12 protein-coding genes are annotated in these 16706 nt (G+C 66.4%); 4 read left to right on the top strand and 8 right to left on the bottom strand.

All coding sequences use genetic code 11. From position 1 onward, the window contains the following. Nucleotides 1–7: 7 nt before the first annotated feature. On the bottom strand, nt 8–997 hold the full coding sequence (locus ACH82I_RS08840; protein ID WP_413336698.1) for an inositol monophosphatase family protein: 990 nt from the start codon (nt 995–997) through the stop codon (nt 8–10). A gap of 462 nt (nt 998–1459) precedes the next feature. Continuing rightward, a complete protein-coding gene (locus tag ACH82I_RS08845; RefSeq protein WP_230748290.1) occupies nt 1460–1612 on the bottom strand; it encodes a hypothetical protein in 153 nt (50 codons plus the stop codon). A gap of 294 nt (nt 1613–1906) precedes the next feature. On the opposite strand from ACH82I_RS08845, the gene ACH82I_RS08850 reads away from it, so the two are divergent. Continuing rightward, nucleotides 1907–4924, top strand: a complete 3018-nt coding sequence (locus ACH82I_RS08850; RefSeq protein WP_413336699.1) for an FAD-binding and (Fe-S)-binding domain-containing protein — start codon at nt 1907–1909, stop codon at nt 4922–4924. 62 nt (nt 4925–4986) lie between these two features. Here ACH82I_RS08850 and ACH82I_RS08855 read toward each other — a convergent pair whose 3' ends face one another. Together ACH82I_RS08855 and ACH82I_RS08860 are read right to left on the bottom strand one after the other, a co-directional pair. After that, nucleotides 4987–5376 (bottom strand): universal stress protein, encoded by a 390-nt coding sequence (locus ACH82I_RS08855; RefSeq protein ID WP_230748286.1) that lies wholly within the window; start codon nt 5374–5376, stop codon nt 4987–4989. 81 nt (nt 5377–5457) lie between these two features. Next, entirely contained in the window at nt 5458–6468 is a 1011-nt protein-coding gene (locus tag ACH82I_RS08860; RefSeq protein ID WP_413336700.1) for a helix-turn-helix transcriptional regulator, read from the bottom strand. 186 nt (nt 6469–6654) lie between these two features. Between ACH82I_RS08860 and ACH82I_RS08865 the strand changes: the two genes are divergently transcribed. Then, nucleotides 6655–7263, top strand: a complete 609-nt coding sequence (locus ACH82I_RS08865) for a DUF664 domain-containing protein (RefSeq protein ID WP_413336701.1) — start codon at nt 6655–6657, stop codon at nt 7261–7263. A gap of 144 nt (nt 7264–7407) precedes the next feature. Here the strand turns inward: ACH82I_RS08865 and aceB are convergent, their stop codons facing one another. Beyond that, complete coding sequence (gene aceB / locus ACH82I_RS08870) at nt 7408–9018, bottom strand: malate synthase A (protein WP_413336702.1); 1611 nt, start codon at nt 9016–9018, stop codon at nt 7408–7410. A gap of 204 nt (nt 9019–9222) precedes the next feature. Continuing rightward, nucleotides 9223–10533: an isocitrate lyase gene (aceA, locus tag ACH82I_RS08875; RefSeq protein ID WP_230748443.1), complete on the bottom strand. Its 1311-nt coding sequence runs from the start codon at nt 10531–10533 to the stop codon at nt 9223–9225. Between the two features lie 179 nt (nt 10534–10712). Here aceA and ACH82I_RS08880 point away from each other — a divergent pair, with 179 nt between their 5' ends. Continuing rightward, a complete protein-coding gene (locus tag ACH82I_RS08880) occupies nt 10713–12161 on the top strand; it encodes a helix-turn-helix domain-containing protein (RefSeq protein ID WP_413336751.1) in 1449 nt (482 codons plus the stop codon). Nucleotides 12162–12183: 22 nt separating this feature from the next. Here ACH82I_RS08880 and ACH82I_RS08885 read toward each other — a convergent pair whose 3' ends face one another. Together ACH82I_RS08885 and ACH82I_RS08890 are read right to left on the bottom strand one after the other, a co-directional pair. Continuing rightward, complete coding sequence (locus ACH82I_RS08885; RefSeq protein WP_413336703.1) at nt 12184–13464, bottom strand: alpha/beta hydrolase; 1281 nt, start codon at nt 13462–13464, stop codon at nt 12184–12186. A gap of 263 nt (nt 13465–13727) precedes the next feature. After that, entirely contained in the window at nt 13728–15356 is a 1629-nt protein-coding gene (locus ACH82I_RS08890) for an FAD-dependent oxidoreductase (RefSeq protein ID WP_413336704.1), read from the bottom strand. A 37-nt stretch (nt 15357–15393) separates the two neighbouring features. On the opposite strand from ACH82I_RS08890, the gene ACH82I_RS08895 reads away from it, so the two are divergent. After that, the gene (locus tag ACH82I_RS08895; protein WP_413336705.1) at nt 15394–16662 is read left to right on the top strand and encodes a site-specific DNA-methyltransferase; all 1269 of its coding nucleotides are present in this window, start codon (nt 15394–15396) and stop codon (nt 16660–16662) included. Nucleotides 16663–16706: the final 44 nt, after the last annotated feature.

Here is a 16706-nt window from a genome sequence, read left to right on the forward strand (position 1 = left end):
TGGGCGGTCAGATGGTGGCGATCAGGCGCTCGACCTCAGCGGAATCGGTCGCGGCCGCCGTCGGCCCGCCTGCGCCGCCACGGCGAACTTGAGCACCGGATTCCTCGGCAATGAGCGCCCCACCTGCATAGTCGTAGATTCCGAGCCCGCGTTCGGCGTAGCTGTTGACCTTACCTTCGGCGATCATGCACAGATCAATGGCGGCCGAACCGCAGCGACGGATGTCGTCGTAGCCGGTCATCAGGGAGTTGAGTTTGGCCAGCTGCGGGTCCCGGTTGTCGCCGGTGTAGGCGAAGCCGGTGGCGAGCAGGCGACCGGACAGACCTGACGGTGTGCCACGCAGCCGCCTTGCGGGAATCTCAGATGTTGGACGGCTGTCGTCTGCGGTCCGGGCGGCCATTCGTCCCGAAATCCGATAGGCGCCGAGTCCGGCCACTGCCGACCATGTGACGTTGAGCCCAGGAGAGGCGACGAGGCCGATGCACCAGGGCCCCTCCCCCACGGATGCGGCTCCGGCCTCGCAGACTCCGACCGAGAACGCGTAGTGCTCGATGTTGCGGACATAGTTGACGGTCCCGTCGATCGGGTCGACGTGCCACTCGAAACGCGAGGACGCACCGCCGCGGTCCGCCGAGCCTGCTGCCGGATCCCGCAGCCACCCGGCAGCAGCGTCGAAGCAGTTGAGGCCCCGTAGGAACTCGAGCGGGAAGAACTCCACCGGGTCGATGGCCGGGGCGCCCTCCTCGCCGACCATGAGGTCATCGGGTCGGACCGCGGCGAGATATCCGCGAACGAGGGATTCGATCTCAGCATCCGCGAGTGTCACGAGATCGTTCGGCGAGGTCTTGGTGTCGACGACCGAGGCGTCCAGTCTCGACCCAAGCCGCCCCCGCCACGCAAGCATCTGCTCCCAGGCCATGGCCGAGAGATCGGAGGCGATGAGGATCAGGGGGTGGTCGGCGATCTCAGGCGGAAGTTGTTCGGGCTGTGCGCTCATACCGACCACTCTAAACGGCGCCGTCGCCCGTGTAACAACACTGCAATACAGGGCCGAGTATGTGCTTCTTGCATCTAATCCCCTCCCGGCGCGGATCTGTGGCCGATCGGAGCCCGAACACGACAGGTTCGTTTCATCATTTCCGCAATTGCCGTACGGCGAGAATGGGACAAGCAGCTCAGAATTGCTATACCAGTGGTCCAAGCTGCGGATAAAACAGATTCGGCGTCAATATTCCGACCGAGTATGCACGCCTCGGCGGCAGATTCCACAATAAAGCGATCTTGTTATGCAACGGTGACGAAGCCCGGCAACCCGGCTACCGGTCGGTAGCCGGCCCGAAGGCGCGGGGAAGCAGGAATCGGCGGTCCGCATCGTCTGCGGACCACCGACCCGAATCGCACCTCTCGGAGGATCCCCGACCGGTCGCCCGTGACCGAGGGATCCCCTGAGCTCTCGGGATTATGCGGACTCTGCGGCCGCCTGCGCCTTCTCCGGTCGGCGGACGGGACCGTGCCTGCGCACGATCTCCTGCACGGCCTGCGAAGAGGTGCCGGCAGCCTCAGCGATCGCACCGAAGGTCGCCCCCTCCTCGCGGGCGCGCAGAATCGCCATCACGTAGTCGGTGTTGATTTTGGCCCGCTGTCGGGAAACCTTTCGAACGGCACCGACTAATGCCGTCTGATCAACTGTCAATTCACGAGCACGACGCGACATGGTTTCTTCCCCTGCATTCGCATGTGGCCGGACGCCACAAAATGATGTAGTCCAATTAAATACCACGAATATGACAATCCGCCAAGAATTCTCGGATCATGGAACCAGTGGCTTCATCCTGGGAGATTCAGCGTCTATTTATAACGAAACGATAACGTACCGCGGCGGGTGCGCGGGTGGCAGAATGCGAGTATGACCGCACTGCAGCCTGCAACAGCAGCACGTTCCGAGGTTCGACTCGACGAGGAGTTCTCGGCCGTCGGGATCAGCGACTTCAGCCTCGCCGATACCGACAGGGCTGCCTACTCCTCAGACGCATCGCTGTTCCGGCTCGTCCCCGAGGCCATCGTCTTCCCCCATGACGAGGCCGATGTCGCCCGCACTCTGGCCGTCGCTCGTCGCCACGGCATTCCCGTCACCGGCCGCGGTGCCGGGACCTCGATCGCCGGCAATGCGATCGGCACCGGCATCATCCTCGACTTCTCCCGCCATATGAATCGCGTCCTCGACCTCGACCCGGTCGAAGGCTCCGCCTGGGTCCAGCCCGGGTGCGTCCATGCGCACCTGCAGGCGCAGGCCGCACCCCATGGCCTGCGGTTCGGTCCGGATCCTTCGACCCACACCCGGTGCACCATCGGCGGCATGATCGGCAACAATGCCTGCGGTCCTCGCGCGCTCGGCTACGGACGCACCGGCGACAACATCCTGGCGCTCACCGTCATGCTCATCGACGGCACCGTGGTCACTCTCGATGAGGGCGACTGCACCGAGACCTTCCCGCGTCTGCACGAACTCGTCGCCGAGCACCTCGGCACGATCCGCACGAACTTCGGCACCTTCTCCCGTCAGGTCTCCGGATACGGTCTCGAGTCCCTCCTGCCGGAGAACGGCTTCGACCTCCGCCGCGCCTTCGCCGGGACCGAGGGCACCTGGGGAATCGTCCTCGCCGCGAAGATGCGCCTGGTCCAGAACCCCGCCTTCACCTCAGCGGTGGTGCTCGGCTATGAGGACATGGTGGCAGCCGCCCACGATGCCCCGCTGCTGGGGGACTTCCCCGTCGCCGCCTGCGAGGGACTCGACGCCCGCATGCTCAATCGGGTCATCGAGACCAAGGGCGCCGAGGCGGCCCCGGGCCTGCCCGAGGGCGCCGGGTGGCTCGTCGTCGAACTCACCGGGGAGGACGAGGTCCACCTGATCGCAGAGACGAACCGGCTGATCACGGAGTCGAAATCGCTCGACTCCGCGGTCCTCGACCGGGCAGCGGCCGCGGAGGTGTGGGCGATCCGCGCCGACGGGGCCGGCCTGGTCTCACGCACCCCGGACGGGCGCGACGCCCACGCCGGGTGGGAGGATTCGGCGGTTCCGGTCGAACGCCTCGGCGACTATCTCCGTGACCTCATGGAGCTGCTGGACGCGCACGGGCTGTGGGGGATTCCCTACGGGCACTTCGGGGACGGGTGCCTGCACATGCGCGTCGACTTTCCGCTCGAGGACCCGAACGGGCGGCAGCTGATGCGCGATTTCATGGTCGCAGCCACGAAGCTCGTCGCCCGCTACGGCGGGTCGGTCTCCGGTGAGCACGGGGACGGGAGGGCGCGTTCCGAGCTGCTGCGGCTGATGTACCCGCCCGCGGTGCTCGAACTGTTTTCCCAGGTCAAGGACCTCTTCGATCCGCAGCATCTGCTCAACCCAGGGGTCATCGTCGACCCCGACGGCCTCGACGAATCGCTTCGCCTCACTCAGCTGCCCCTGCGGCAGCTGCTGCCGGGCGAGCTCGCCATGGCCTATCAGGGTGAGGCCGACGGCTTCGCCTCCGCGGTGCATCGCTGTACCGGGGTCGGCAAATGCCGCGCGGATTCGGCCGGCAGCGGCGGCACCATGTGTCCGTCCTTTCAGGCCACTCGGGATGAGCGGCATTCGACTCGGGGAAGGGCGCGGGTGCTCCAGGAGATGGTCTCGGGCGATCTGCTCGAGCCGCGGTGGGACTCCCCCGAGGTCGCCGAGGCGCTCGACCTCTGCCTGTCGTGCAAGGCCTGCGGGACCGAGTGTCCGACCGGCACGGACATGGCCACCTACAAGGCCGAGGTCCTCCACCAGTCGTACAAGGGCAGGCTGCGTCCGCTCAAGCACTATGCCCTCGGGTTCCTGCCTCAGCTCGCACGGCTGACGACCCCGGTCGCGCCCCTGGTCAACCGGCTTTCGGGGCTGCCGGGGCTGACGACCGTGGCGAAGCGGATCGCCGGCATCGACGTTCGCCGGTCGATTCCGCAGTTCGCGTCGACGACCTTCCGGAAGTGGTGGAACACCGCCACCGAGGCGGGTGCGGGGTCTTCGGGCACCGGGCGTGGAGCTGCGGTCGGGCGGTCGGACGAGGCCCGCCTCGGCGGAAGTCGACCGAGCCCGGTTCGTGAGGTGATCCTGTTCGCGGATTCCTGGTCGAATCATTTCGCCCCGCGGATCCTCGCGGCCGCGGTGGCCGTGCTCGAGCGTGCCGGGGTGAGGGTGCGCGTCGTCGAGCAGACCGTCTGCTGTGGTCTGCCGTTGATCTCGACCGGCCAGCTCGACGCGGCTCGGGCGAATCTGGGGGCGACGATCTCAGCCCTCGATGCCACCGGGGATGTGCCGATCCTCGGGGTCGAACCCTCGTGTCTGGCCACGCTCAAGGACGATTCGCGCAAGCTTCTCGCGGATGCCGCCTCGGCGCGGGTGGCGGATCGGGTGCAGACCTTGGCGCAGTATCTGCTGAGCATCGGTGCCGAGCTGCCGTCGCTGGACGGGGTCGAGGCGCTCGTGCAGCCGCACTGTCACCAGTCGGCGATCTTCGGGGTTGCAGCGGACAAGGAGCTGCTGGCCAGGGCCGGTGCGGACACCCGGTTCCTCGGCGGCTGCTGCGGCCTGGCCGGGAACTTCGGGGTCGAAGCAGGGCACTATGAGACCTCGGTCGCCGTCGCCGAGGTGGCCCTGCTGCCGGCGCTGCGCGAACGTGAGAGCGTGACCAGGGCCCGTGTTGCGGAGGGCGGCGGAGGCTCTGCTGACAGAGGCGATTCTGCGGACGGGGGCGGTGGTGCAGACGGCCGCGATTCTGCGCTCCAGGTCGTGCTTGCCGACGGGTATTCGTGTCGGACGCAGATCGCCGACCTCAGTGACTCTCAGGGAGTGTCTTTGGCCGAGCTGCTCGCCTGGGGCTGGGGACTTGAGCCGGTGAGATGAGTCGCCGGGCAGTCTCTTGCCGGGCGGTCTCTCGTCTGAGAGTCTCTCGCCGGAGCTGAGGCTCAGGCCTTGGCGGTGAGGACCGGGACTTCGGCCTCGAGCAGGATTCGCTGCGCCTGCGAACCGAGGATGAACTTGCCGATGGCCGAGCGCTTGCGCAGTCCGATGACGATGAGCTGCGCCGAGTACTCGATGGCGAGGTCGTTGAGGGTGCCGGGTAGGTCATCCTCGTGATCGGGCTGGAGCACCTCCACCTCGACGTCGGACTCCTTGCCCAGAGCGACGATCCGCTCGATCTCATCCTCGCCGATCTCCGTGGGGGATCCGCTGGCACCTCGTCGCTGTGAGTTGATCACAACGGCGTTGCTTGAGCGCAGCTTGGCTTCCGCGAATCCAGCCCGCAGAGCCGCCTCGCCCTCGGGAGCAGGAAGGTAGCCAATGAGAATCGTCATGGCTCCCAGTATATTGACAAGCAGGCGAAACATTCATTCGGGGTTCACTCCGTGTGTGATCGCGGCGATTCCCGGCAGGTCTCAACCCTTCTCAGCGACTCGCCGCGCCCGTTCGCCGAGCGTCCTCAGCTCTTCGCGCAGTTCGGCCGGCTCGATGACTTCCACGTCTCCGGGAGTGGCCGTGGCCATCACGGCCGCCCACCGCAGATCATCGACGCCGAACTCGATACGCACGCCATCGGCCGCCTCGGTGATCGTCGCCGATCTCGTCGGGAACCAGTCCTTCGCCTCCTCGACCGTGACCTGGGCCCGGAGGACGACGGTGTGCCGATACGCCGAGGTGGTCACCGCGGAACTCACGGCCGCCTCGGCGTCGGGATGGGGCCGGTGGGCGAAGGTGAACGTCGTGGCGTGGACGGCGCTCATCCGATCGAGTCGGAACGACCGCCAGTCGGCCCGGTCGAGATCCCAGGCGTAGAGATACCAATGGGCGCCGAGGACGACGAGGCGGACCGGTTCGACGCGCCTGCCCTCTGTCTCCTGCCGGTCAGGCGCCGCCTTGTCCGTCGGGGCGTCCACGGCTCCGGCCGCCTCGGCGCGGGGTACTCTGCCCTTCCGATGGTCGAAGGTCACGACTGCACGGGACGCGATCGCCGAGGCGAGCTCGATGACCGCCCCGAGGTCGATTCCCGGGGCATGACCAGGCAGGACGCTGACAGCGGTGCCGATGTCGCGCACCGTCGCCTGCATGTCGGCAGGCAGCATCCCGCGCAGCTTCTCGGTGGCCGAATCCGCGTTCGCGGTGCTCAGCCCAGCCCCGCGCAGGAGGGCGAGGCCGACCGCGGTCGACAATGCCTCCCCGGACTCGAGCTGCAGCGGCGGCAGCACCGTTCGGGACTCGGCACGGTAGCCGCCCTCGGTGCCGGGAACCGAACCGATGACATAGCCGATTTCACGCAGGGAGGCGATGTCGCGGCGAATGGTCCGCGGTGTCACATCGAAGCGTTCGGCCAGCTCAGCGGCCGAAAAGATGCGGCCCGAGGCGAACATGCCGAGGAGGGACAGAAGCCGGGTCTCCGAGTGCATGGTCATTCCTCCTCTTCGACCGGCTTCTCCACCTATTTCAATCCCATATTCGGGAGTCTTCATTCGATCATCCAATGCGGACATCGTATGTCCTCAAGTGAGTGGATGCTGGGAACAGCCAACCGGAACACCGGATCAGCAGCTCACCGTGCTGCGGGACAAGCGCATCGCACGAGAAACACAGGAGAGATCATGCCCTTCTTCGCCCCTTCGGTTACCACCGAGGCCGACGCCGCCTTCAGCTTCCTCACCCAACAGTGCACTCAGCTCAAGATCACCGCCCTCGGACTCACCGATGAGCAGGCGCGCAGCACGCCGACGGTCAGCGGCCTGAGCATCTCCGGGCTCATCACCCACTCCGCGCAGGTCGTCAACGGCTGGATCCAGCAGGTCAAGGACCCCGCCCGGCCGATCGAGTTCTCGGATCATGCGGCGATGAACCGGGAGATCGGTCTCGAGGGAATGTTCGACGGCTCCACACTCCCCGATTTCGACATCGCCGAGGTGGTGGTCATCTTCGATCGTGCGATGGACCAGATCGAAGCGGCACGGCAGGCGGTCGCCGAGAAAGACATCGACCTCGGCACTCAGGTGCCGATGCCGCACAACCCGTGGATGCCCACCGACTTCGCGATGACGGTGCGGTGGATCCTCGCTCACCTGAACACGGAGATCGCCCGTCATGTCGGCCACGCCGACATCATCCGCGAATCCATCGACGGTGCGATCGCCTACCAGCTCAATGCCCAGGCCGACGGTGAGCCCTGGCCGCCCGAAGGCTGGGCCGAACAGGCCAGCTGACCACCCGGCAGGCACCCCGAGCACTCCCAGAACCACACCCTCACCCCCACCCCCTCTCACAACACCCCACTGCTACCTGACGGCGGCCCAGCACCCTCGCGCGAGGGTGCTGGGCCGCCGTCAGGTAGCAGTGGGGGGAGAGACTCAGGCCGCGTGGACCTCGGTGCTGGCCTTCGACACCCGGTCGACGAGGTGGTCGGTGTAGGCCGGCATCGTGAGGAAGTCGGGGAAGGTCTCGCCGAGCGCGCTGGCCCGGAAGATCTCGATCGCCTCGGTGAAGTGATCGGCCGGCTGACGCTCGAGCAGTGCGAGCTCCTCGCCCAGGAACCGCTCCACCATCTGGTGGGTCAGCTGCCCGCCATTGTCGAGGGTCACCCCGTGACGGATCCACTGCCAGATCTGCGAGCGCGAGATCTCCGCGGTCGACATGTCCTCGAGCTGGTTCTCCAGGGCCACATGGCCGTTGCCGCCAAGCCATTCGTTGATGTAGCCGATGGCCACGCGGATGTTGATCCGCACGCCTTCCTCGGTGACGATCGGCTCCAGGCCGGTGATGTCGAGGATGTGGTCGCTGGTCACCTGCACATCGGGGCGCTTGTTCTCCAGCTGGTGCGGCTTCGAGCCGAGAGCGGCATCGAAGACGCTCAGCGCAGCCGGCACGAGCGCCGGATCGGCGACCCAGGTGCCGTCGAAGCCCTGCCAGGCTTCACGGGCCTTGTCCTCGCGCATCCGCTCGAACTCCGCGGCCACGAAGGCCTCATCGGGGTGTTCGGCCATGAGGTTGCTCATGGTGCCGATCGCGTGGGCACCGCGACGGTGGCAGGTGGCGACGAGGCGGTCGGTGAAGGCCTTCATCAGCGGCAGGTCCATCCTCAGTCGCTCACGGTCGGGCAGAACGAACTCGGTGGAGTGGCGCAGGTTCTTGACCACCGAGAACAGGTAGTCCCAACCGGCGGCTTCGAGTCCGGCGCAGTGCTCGCGCAGCTCGAAGAGGATCTCCTCCATCTGGAACACGGCCGTGATCGTCTCGATGTGGGCGGTGGCGCGGATGGTGCCCTGCTCGATGCCCAGACGGTCCTGCGAGTAGACGAAGATCTTGTTCCACAGGCGAGCCTCGACGGAGGACTCGAGCTTGGGCAGGTAGAAGTAGGGGCCCGAGCCGCTGTCGATGAGGTGACGGGCGTTGTGGAAGAAGTACAGACCGAAGTCGACGAGCGGTCCCGAGGTGGAGAACTCCTTGCCGGCATCATCGACGTAGAGCAGGTGCTTCTCCGGCAGGTGCCAGCCGCGGGGACGCAGTCCGATGGTCGGCTGGTTGCGGTTGTTCACACCGGGCAGCTGTCCTCGGATGGCGCGGTGGAGGTTGAGCTGTCCGCCGATGACGTTGGCCCAGGTCGGGCTCGTGGCGTCTTCGAGATCGGCGAGCCACACCTTGGCCTGCGAGTTCAGCGCCGCAACCACCTCGCGTTCGGTGACCGGACCGGTCAGCTCAACGCGACGATCTTCGAGGCCGGGAGCACCGGTCGAACCGGCGACCTTCCAGCTGCGGTCGGCGCGGATGCGAGCGGTATCGGGTCGGAACCTCGGGAGGGTGCCGCCGTTCATCTCGGTTGCCCGGTTGCGGCGTGCGGTGAGCAGTGTGCCGAGGTGGCCGGCGAACTCGTCATGGAGTCCGGCGATGAAGTTCAGTGCGGGCTCCGAGAGGACAGTGTCGAAGCCGGGTTCGAGCGGTGCGTTGATCTTGATGTAAGACATGGGCTTCTCCTCACCCGTCGTGGCGCTGTGATTGCTGCCTGGTGTGGTGGTGCAGTGGCTGTGATGGTGCAGGTGGTGCCGGTGGTGCGGGAGTTTCTGGGAAGTCGTGGTGCGAATGTGACGGCGCGGACCGGCGGAGTAAACCCCGTGAAAACTCTGCCGATCCGCGCCGAATTCGTGGTGGCCCTCAGGCCGGTGCGGAACTCAGTGGAACTGAGCGGTCTCGGTGGAGCCGGCGAGCGCGGTCGTCGAGGACTCCGGGTTGAGCGCGGTCGAAACCAGGTCGAAGTAACCGGTGCCCACCTCGCGCTGGTGCCTGGTGGCCGTGTAGCCGCGTTCCTCGGCAGCGAACTCGCGCTCCTGCAGGTCGACGTAGGCCTTCATCTGTTCGCGGGCGTAACCGTGAGCCAGATCGAACATCGAGTAGTTGAGCGCGTGGAAGCCGGCCAGGGTGATGAACTGGAACTTGTAGCCCATGGCTCCCAGCTCGCGCTGGAACTTCGCGATGGTGGCATCGTCGAGGTGACCCCGCCAGTTGAACGACGGCGAGCAGTTGTAGGCGAGCATCTGATCCGGGTACTCGGCATGGATCGCATCGGCGAACTGCTTGGCCGCCTCGAGATCCGGTGTGGAGGTCTCCATCCACAGCATGTCGGCGTAGGGCGCAAACGACAGTCCGCGGGCGATGCCTGCTTCGATGCCGTTCGTGATCTTGTAGAAGCCCTCAGCCGTGCGCTCACCGGTGACGAAGCGCTGATCGCGCTCGTCGATGTCCGAGGTCATGAGCGTGGCCGCCTCGGCGTCGGTGCGAGCGATCACGAGGCTGGGCACGTTCTCCACGTCGGCCGCCAGGCGAGCCGCGTTGAGAGTGCGGATGTGCTGCGAGGTCGGAACGAGAACCTTGCCGCCGAGGTGGCCGCACTTCTTCTCGGAACCGAGCTGATCCTCGAAGTGCACACCGGCGGCGCCGGCAGCGATCATCGAGCGCATGAGTTCGTAGACGTTGATCGAACCGCCGAAGCCCGCCTCGGCGTCGGCGACGATCGGAGCGAACCAGTCGTCGACCTTCTTGTTGCCTTCCGAGGACTCGATCTGGTCGGCGCGCATCAGCGCGTTGTTGATCCGACGCACGACCTGCGGCACCGAGTTGGCCGGGTAGATCGACTGATCGGGGTAGGTCTGTCCGGCGGCGTTCGCATCGGCGGCGACCTGCCAGCCCGAGAGGTAGATGGCGTTGAGGCCGGCTTTGACCTGCTCGACTGCCTGGTTGCCGGTCAGCGCGCCGAGTGCGTTGACGTACTCGCCCGATTTGATGTCGCTGGAGCTGACCTGCTTCCACAGGCGCTCGGCGCCGTGGCGGGCCAGTGTGTGCTCTTCGATCAGCGAACCGCGCAGTTTGACGACATCCTCGGGCTCGTAGTCACGAGCGACTCCCGACCAGCGGGCATTGGTGGCCCAGTCGCGGCGGATGGCTTCAGCATCGTGCAAGCTGTTCTGCGTGGTGTTCTCAGTCATTGTCCTTCTCTCTTCCTCGTTCGGGGTTGATGAGTTCATTCTGTCGGCGCTGCAAGGGGTGTAACAGAGGTTTTCCGGATGAATAATCTCTGATTTTCCGGTTTCAGAAATTTCCAGGTTCTGTCATACTGGTTTCCACGAAAGTGAACCAGACCACATCGTCGACGGGAGCCGCCCTGATGAGCATTGACGCCGATCTCAGCGAGAACGATCAGCAGACCGATCCATTGAGTATCGGCAGAAGAATTCGGTTTTTTCGCAAACAGCAGGGGCTGACCCTGAGTGAGCTGGGCAAGGGAGTGGGGCGTGCAGCCTCCCAGATCTCGACGATCGAGAACGGTAAGCGAGAAACTTCTGTCACCCTCCTGACCGCGATCGCCAAGGCCCTGAAGACCGACGTGGCCGAGCTCATCGACCCCTCCCCCGTCGACGATCGGCAGGCCCTCGAACTCGAGGCCGAACGCAATCAGGCTTCCCCCATGTACTCATCTCTGGGGCTGCCGCAGGTGCGGATCAAGTCCCTGCCCTCCGATGCGCTCGAGGCGATCGTCGGCCTGCAGCGTCAGCTCTCCGAGGTCCTCGAGCGGAGGGCCGCCACCCCCGAGGAGGCCAGGCGGGCGAACCGGGAGCTGCGGGAGAGGATGCGCGAGAAGAACAACTACTTCGCCGACCTCGAGGCCCAGGCCGCGGAGCTGCTCGACCTGGTCGGGTACGAGTCGGGCACCGTGTCCCAGCGGCAGACCGCGCTGATCGCCGAGAAGCTCGGGTTCAGCCTCCACTACGTCTCCGATCTGCCGGAGTCGACACGGTCGATCTCGGACACCGCGAACAGACGGATCTACCTGCCGAATGCCGATGCGGCCTTCGACCCCCGGTCGCACCTGCTCACGAGCATCGCCCCGCACGTCCTCGGCTACGATTCGCCTACGGACTTCGAGGACTTCCTCAAGCAGCGTGTGGGCGCGAACTACCTGACCGCGGCGATCCTGCTGCCCGAGCGCACGGCGGTGCCGATGCTCACCGAGGCAAAGAAGAAGCGCGAACTCTCCGTGGAGCATCTGCGCGATATGTTCGGCGTCGGCTACGAGACCGCCGCCCACCGCTTCACGAACCTCGCCACCGAGCACCTCGGCCTGCCGGTCCACTTCATGAAGGTCCACAATTCCGGGACCATCCACAAGGCGTATTCGAACGACGGCCTGCCGTTCCCGACCGACCCGCTCGGCGCCGTCGAGGGCCAGTTCGCGTGCAAGCGCTTCACCTCGCGGACGGTGTTCCGAGTCGCCGACAGGTTCAGCCCCTACTACCAGTACACCGACACCCCGGAAGGCTCATACTGGTGCACCGCCAGGGTTCTGCCCGGCGGCGACTACGCCATCAGCGTCGGCGTGCCCTTCGCCCACGTGAAGTGGTTCGAAGGCCGGGAATCACCGATTCGCTCGAAGTCGGAATGCCCCGATCCTTCGTGCTGCCGGCAGGCGCCGGAGGATCTGGCCGAGAAGTGGGAGGAGAAGTCCCTGCCCTCGGCGCGGATGCACGCCTCACTCCTGGCCGCGGTTCCGCCGGGAGCGGTCCCCGGAGTCGACGACACCGAGGTCTACCAGTTCCTCGAGCGTCACTCCGGCTGAGTGGGCTCCGGCTGAGCCTGCCTCACGCCTTCGACAAGACTGGGGTGTCGGCGAGCACCTCGGCGAGGTGGACGAGCAGGAGTTCACGCCACCACAGGTATTCGTGGCCGCCGGAGAAGGTGCTGGTCCCGACGCTCAGGCCGCGGTTCGAGAACTCCGGGACCGCCTCGGCGACGGAATCCGCAATCGCCGTTTCCAGGGTTCCGTGGTCGATGAGGAATTCGGGACGAGGGTCCGCGGCGGCTCCGGCGCCGGGGACGTGGTCCCAGATCCTCCTGCCCTGTGCGTCGGATTCCCAGAACGATGGCGACAGGCAGATTCCGCGGCATTCCTGCGCGCGGCGCAGCGCGAAGTAGGCGGCGGCCAGACCCCCGTAGGAGGCTCCGGCGATGATGCTTCGGCTCCGGGACTCCGGGGCGAGCCGGTCGACGAGCGCGAGGACCTCGTCGCAGAATCTCGGGTTCATCACCAGGTCAGAGGCCCGCACCTCGAAGGCGGAGGAATCCGAGGCGGGCTCGAGTGGCGCATGGTCGACGGCGAGCACTAACGAGGGCGGGCTGACGAGTTCGTCGACCGCGGTGAGCAGTCCGCCGTCGATGAAGGCGCGTCCGTCGAAGACGACGAGCACCGGCGCCGAGGCGGGGGCGCGCTCGGGTCGATACGTCCAGACTCGCCGTGGTGTGGAATCGAGGGCCTCGATCCGTTCGACCGAACCGGCCGACTCAGCATCGTCCGCTCGTTTCTCAGTCGAGACCACCCCATCGGGCGTTGCGGCCTCCTCCTCGGACGCGCCTGTATCGGCGGTCCAGATCAGCGGCCTGGCATCGGGGGCCGCGATCTCGAAGACGGGTCGACCGAACATGTCGTTGACGATGCGCAGCCCAGTGTCCCGCGGGATGAAGGCCTCGTCGAGGGCGGCCAACCAGGTCTCCCGGTCGGCGGAGTCGATGCCGGCAGGCACGGGCATGAAGTCCAGACTGCCGCGGAAGCCACGAGGAACCCGGAGTTCGGCGACGAAGGACGATCCCTGCGCGGACTCCGTGAGAGTCATGATTCCGCCAGGAACATCCCGACGATCGGTGACGCCGTTGAGGTCGGCGAACAGCTTCCGGCGTGCAGGCTCGGACGCATCACCCGCCTCGGCGTCGGAGTCCCCCATCCCGGAACCCCCCACCGCGGAGTCCCCTATCGCGGAAACTCCCACCGCGGTGATCCCGAGTTCCGGCGGGACCAGATCGGCCGGCAAGGTCAGATGCAGAGTCCACGCTTCGCCGTCGTCGGTCCAGGTGCACAGCCCGCTCATCAGCCATTCACCGCCGTGTCGAGCTTCCAGGCGATCGGAGGCTCGGTCGCAAGGGAGGGAGCGGAGCGGACTCGAGCTGCGGACAGTTGGGGTAGAGACACTTTCACTCCAGGGAAATGGTTTGGTTAGCCTCAGCTAATCTAACATGTCTCTGTTCGGTCGGCCTGGGTGACGGTGCCAGTGGGATTCGAGGGCGCGGCTGTCAGCGCCGCGAGATTCGAGGGCGCGGCTATCAGTGCCAGCGGGATTCGAGGACGCAGTTATCAGCGCCGGGGCTCGAGGGCACAATCGACGACGTCCTCAGCGATGGCCAGCGCCGAGGTGGCACCCCACCGAGGGATGCTCCTGACCATGGTCAGCCTCCCGCGCTTGTCTTCGCGCAGCTCATTGATCAGCTCTCCTTCGGCGCTCATCGCTTGGGCTCTGACTCCGCGCGGTCCGGCGGCGACGCTGTCTGCGTCGAGGGCCGGCACGAACTTCTGCAGTCTCTCGACGAAGGCGGATCTGCTGACGACCGGCCGGGCGCCCCGGGCTGCGGTCTTCGCGGTCTGGGCCGCGAACTTCCAGAAGCCCTTGAACTTCACGGTCGAGCCCACGTCGCCGAGGTCGAATCCGCGCTTCTCGTACTTCTCACGCCCGAAGGCGACAAAGGTGTTAGGACCGAGCATGAGCGAACCGTTCACACCTCGGACCAGCGCGGCGTCTGCAAACGGGGCGGAGGGATCGGGCACGGAGCCGACGATTCCTCGGACCACCTCGGTGTCGGCCTCATCGACGATGTAGACGTCGCTGGTGAACGGGACGATCCGGGGTTCGGCGCTGAGCCCAGCAGCCTCGGCCAGACGGTCGGCCTGGAGTCCGGCGCAGGTGATGACGAGGTCGAAGGTGCCCAGGGTGCGCTCCTGGTGGTCCGAGTTCTCGGCGCGGCCAGCCCTCTCGGTGTGCTCAGAATCCTCGGTGCGATCCCCATTCACGGTACGGCCGGAATCCTCGGCGCGATTCGGCGAATCCGTGGGTGCCGAAGTGCCTCCTCTGCCTGACCAGGTGTTCGATAGCTTCTCGGTGAGGTTCTCGACGGTATCCTCGACCTGCTTGAACCAGTCCTGGCCGCCGAAGCGGCTGCGCAGCTCATCGCCGAAGTCGACGACCGGGCCGGAGGCGTCATCGCCCCGGTAAGTGCGCGGCACCTCATGGACCTGCTCGTCGATGTCGTCGTCCCGGTCCTCGCGGGTGCCTTCATCTTTGCCGCTGCTGACCCCGCTGACCCCGTCGCCGTCGCCTGTTTCCGCACAGTGATCCTGACCGCCGCCGACCTCCGAAATACTCCGTCCGCGCAGCCGCACTTCGTTGCTCATCACGTCGAAACCGGTGACTTCGGTGTCGAAGACGAAGGCGCCCCCGGCCGCGATCACATCGGAGGCGAGCGCCTCGGTCAGCGCAGCGAAGTCGGTCACCGCGGTGTGCGGGGAGTAGAGGCCGAGCACTCCCCTGGCATTCGGTTCGATCTCGCGCAGCTCGCCGCGCTCAAGCAGCCTGACCCCGGGGATCTCGTTCTTCTCGGCGGCGGTGAAGAGCTCCTCAAGACGGTCCGCCTCATCGGTGGTCTGCGCGACGAGGAGCTGCCCGCACTCTCGGTAGGGAATGCCGCGTCCGCTGACGAACGGAACCAGGAGCTCCACGCCACGGCGGGCGAGCTTGGCCTCCTTCGATCCGGCCGCCTCAGCGAGTCCGGAATCGACGATCCCGGAGGTGTGCCCGCTCTGATGCGCGGCGACGCGGTCGGCCTTGTCGAACACGGTGACCTCGGCATCGGGGAGGCGGTCGGTCAGCTCCCGGGCGATGGCGACGCCGAGGATGCCGGCACCGACCACGGCCACTCGTGAAATACTCATACAGCAATCTTTGCACCGATCACCGTGAAGGAGAAGGATGACGACCGCGCTGAATTGGCCCGGCAAGGATGCCGCGTTCGCCCTCGGTCGCCGGCTCGTCTCCGTAGATCCGCACGGACCGCTCCCCCACCTCGGCGCCGGCGATGATGCGGCCCCCTATAGTCCGGACCCGCACGAGAGCCTCCTCCTCATCGGCGACAATCTGCCGGCCCTCACCGCGCTGCTGCGCACGCATCGGGGGCAGGTGAAGGTGGTCTACATCGATCCGCCGTACAACACGGGCAATGCGCACGACTACAAGGATCACGGCCACGATCATGCGAGTTGGCTGTCCTTCATGGCGCCGAGGCTGCTCCTCGCACGCGAACTCATGCGCCCCGACGGGGTGCTCTTCCTTCACCTCGACGACGGCGAGAGCGCCTGGGCACAGCTGCTCGGGCACGAGATCTTCGGTGAGGACAATTCCCTGGGCACCTTCATCCATCAGCGGGCGAAGGGCGGGGGCAATGCGCGTTCCTTCGTCCGCGGACACGACTACGTCCATGTCTGGGGCCGCGATGCCGCGCAGGTCGGGCCGTTCCTCACCGAGAAGAAATCCCCCGCGAAGCTCGAGGTCATCGACGGCCGGGCCATGCTCGTCGAGACCGATGTGCTCCGGGCCGGGTTCGGCCGCTATGCGCGCGGGTCCGAGCGGCGGCTGATGTACGAGGACATCCTCGCGGTCAAGGGTGAGAGGAAACTCGCCGAGGTGGACGCGAAGCTGGCCACGGGCGAGTACATCCTGCGGCCCTGGGGTGAGGGCAAGCACGCGGTGGTGCGCGTGACCCCGGCCGAGAAGGCGAGCTCGAAGATGTACTCGATCATCAAGGCACTCGGCGGGCAGAACGACCTCGAGGCCCTGGGTCTGGGCGGGATCTTCAGCTATCCGAAGCCGGTGGAGCTGGTCAAGGCGCTGGTCGCCTCGCAGACCTTCTTCGATCCCGAGGCGATCGTGCTCGACTTCTTCGCCGGCTCCGGCACGACGGCGCAGGCAGTGATGGAGGCGAATGCGCGCGATGCGGGGGCACGCTCGTTCGTGCTCGTGCAGACGCCGGAGGAGCTGCGTTCGAAGAACGCCCGCGCCGCGGTCAGCGGGGGCGGCAAAGGCGGTGCCGGCCCGGATGCGGGCGGGGGCGCAGATGCGGGCGGCGACGCGGGCGGGGAGGCGTTCCCGACGATCAGCCAACTCACCGCCGAACGCATCCGTCGCGCCGCGCAGAAGCACGCCCCCGAACTCAGGTTCACCGAACTCGACGTCGTGGGCTGACCCTCGGAAGCGATGGGGCGGCGCCGACTCCGAGGAAGCAGCTG

Source organism: Brevibacterium sp. GP-SGM9 (assembly GCF_047300845.1).
GTDB lineage: Bacteria > Actinomycetota > Actinomycetes > Actinomycetales > Brevibacteriaceae > Brevibacterium.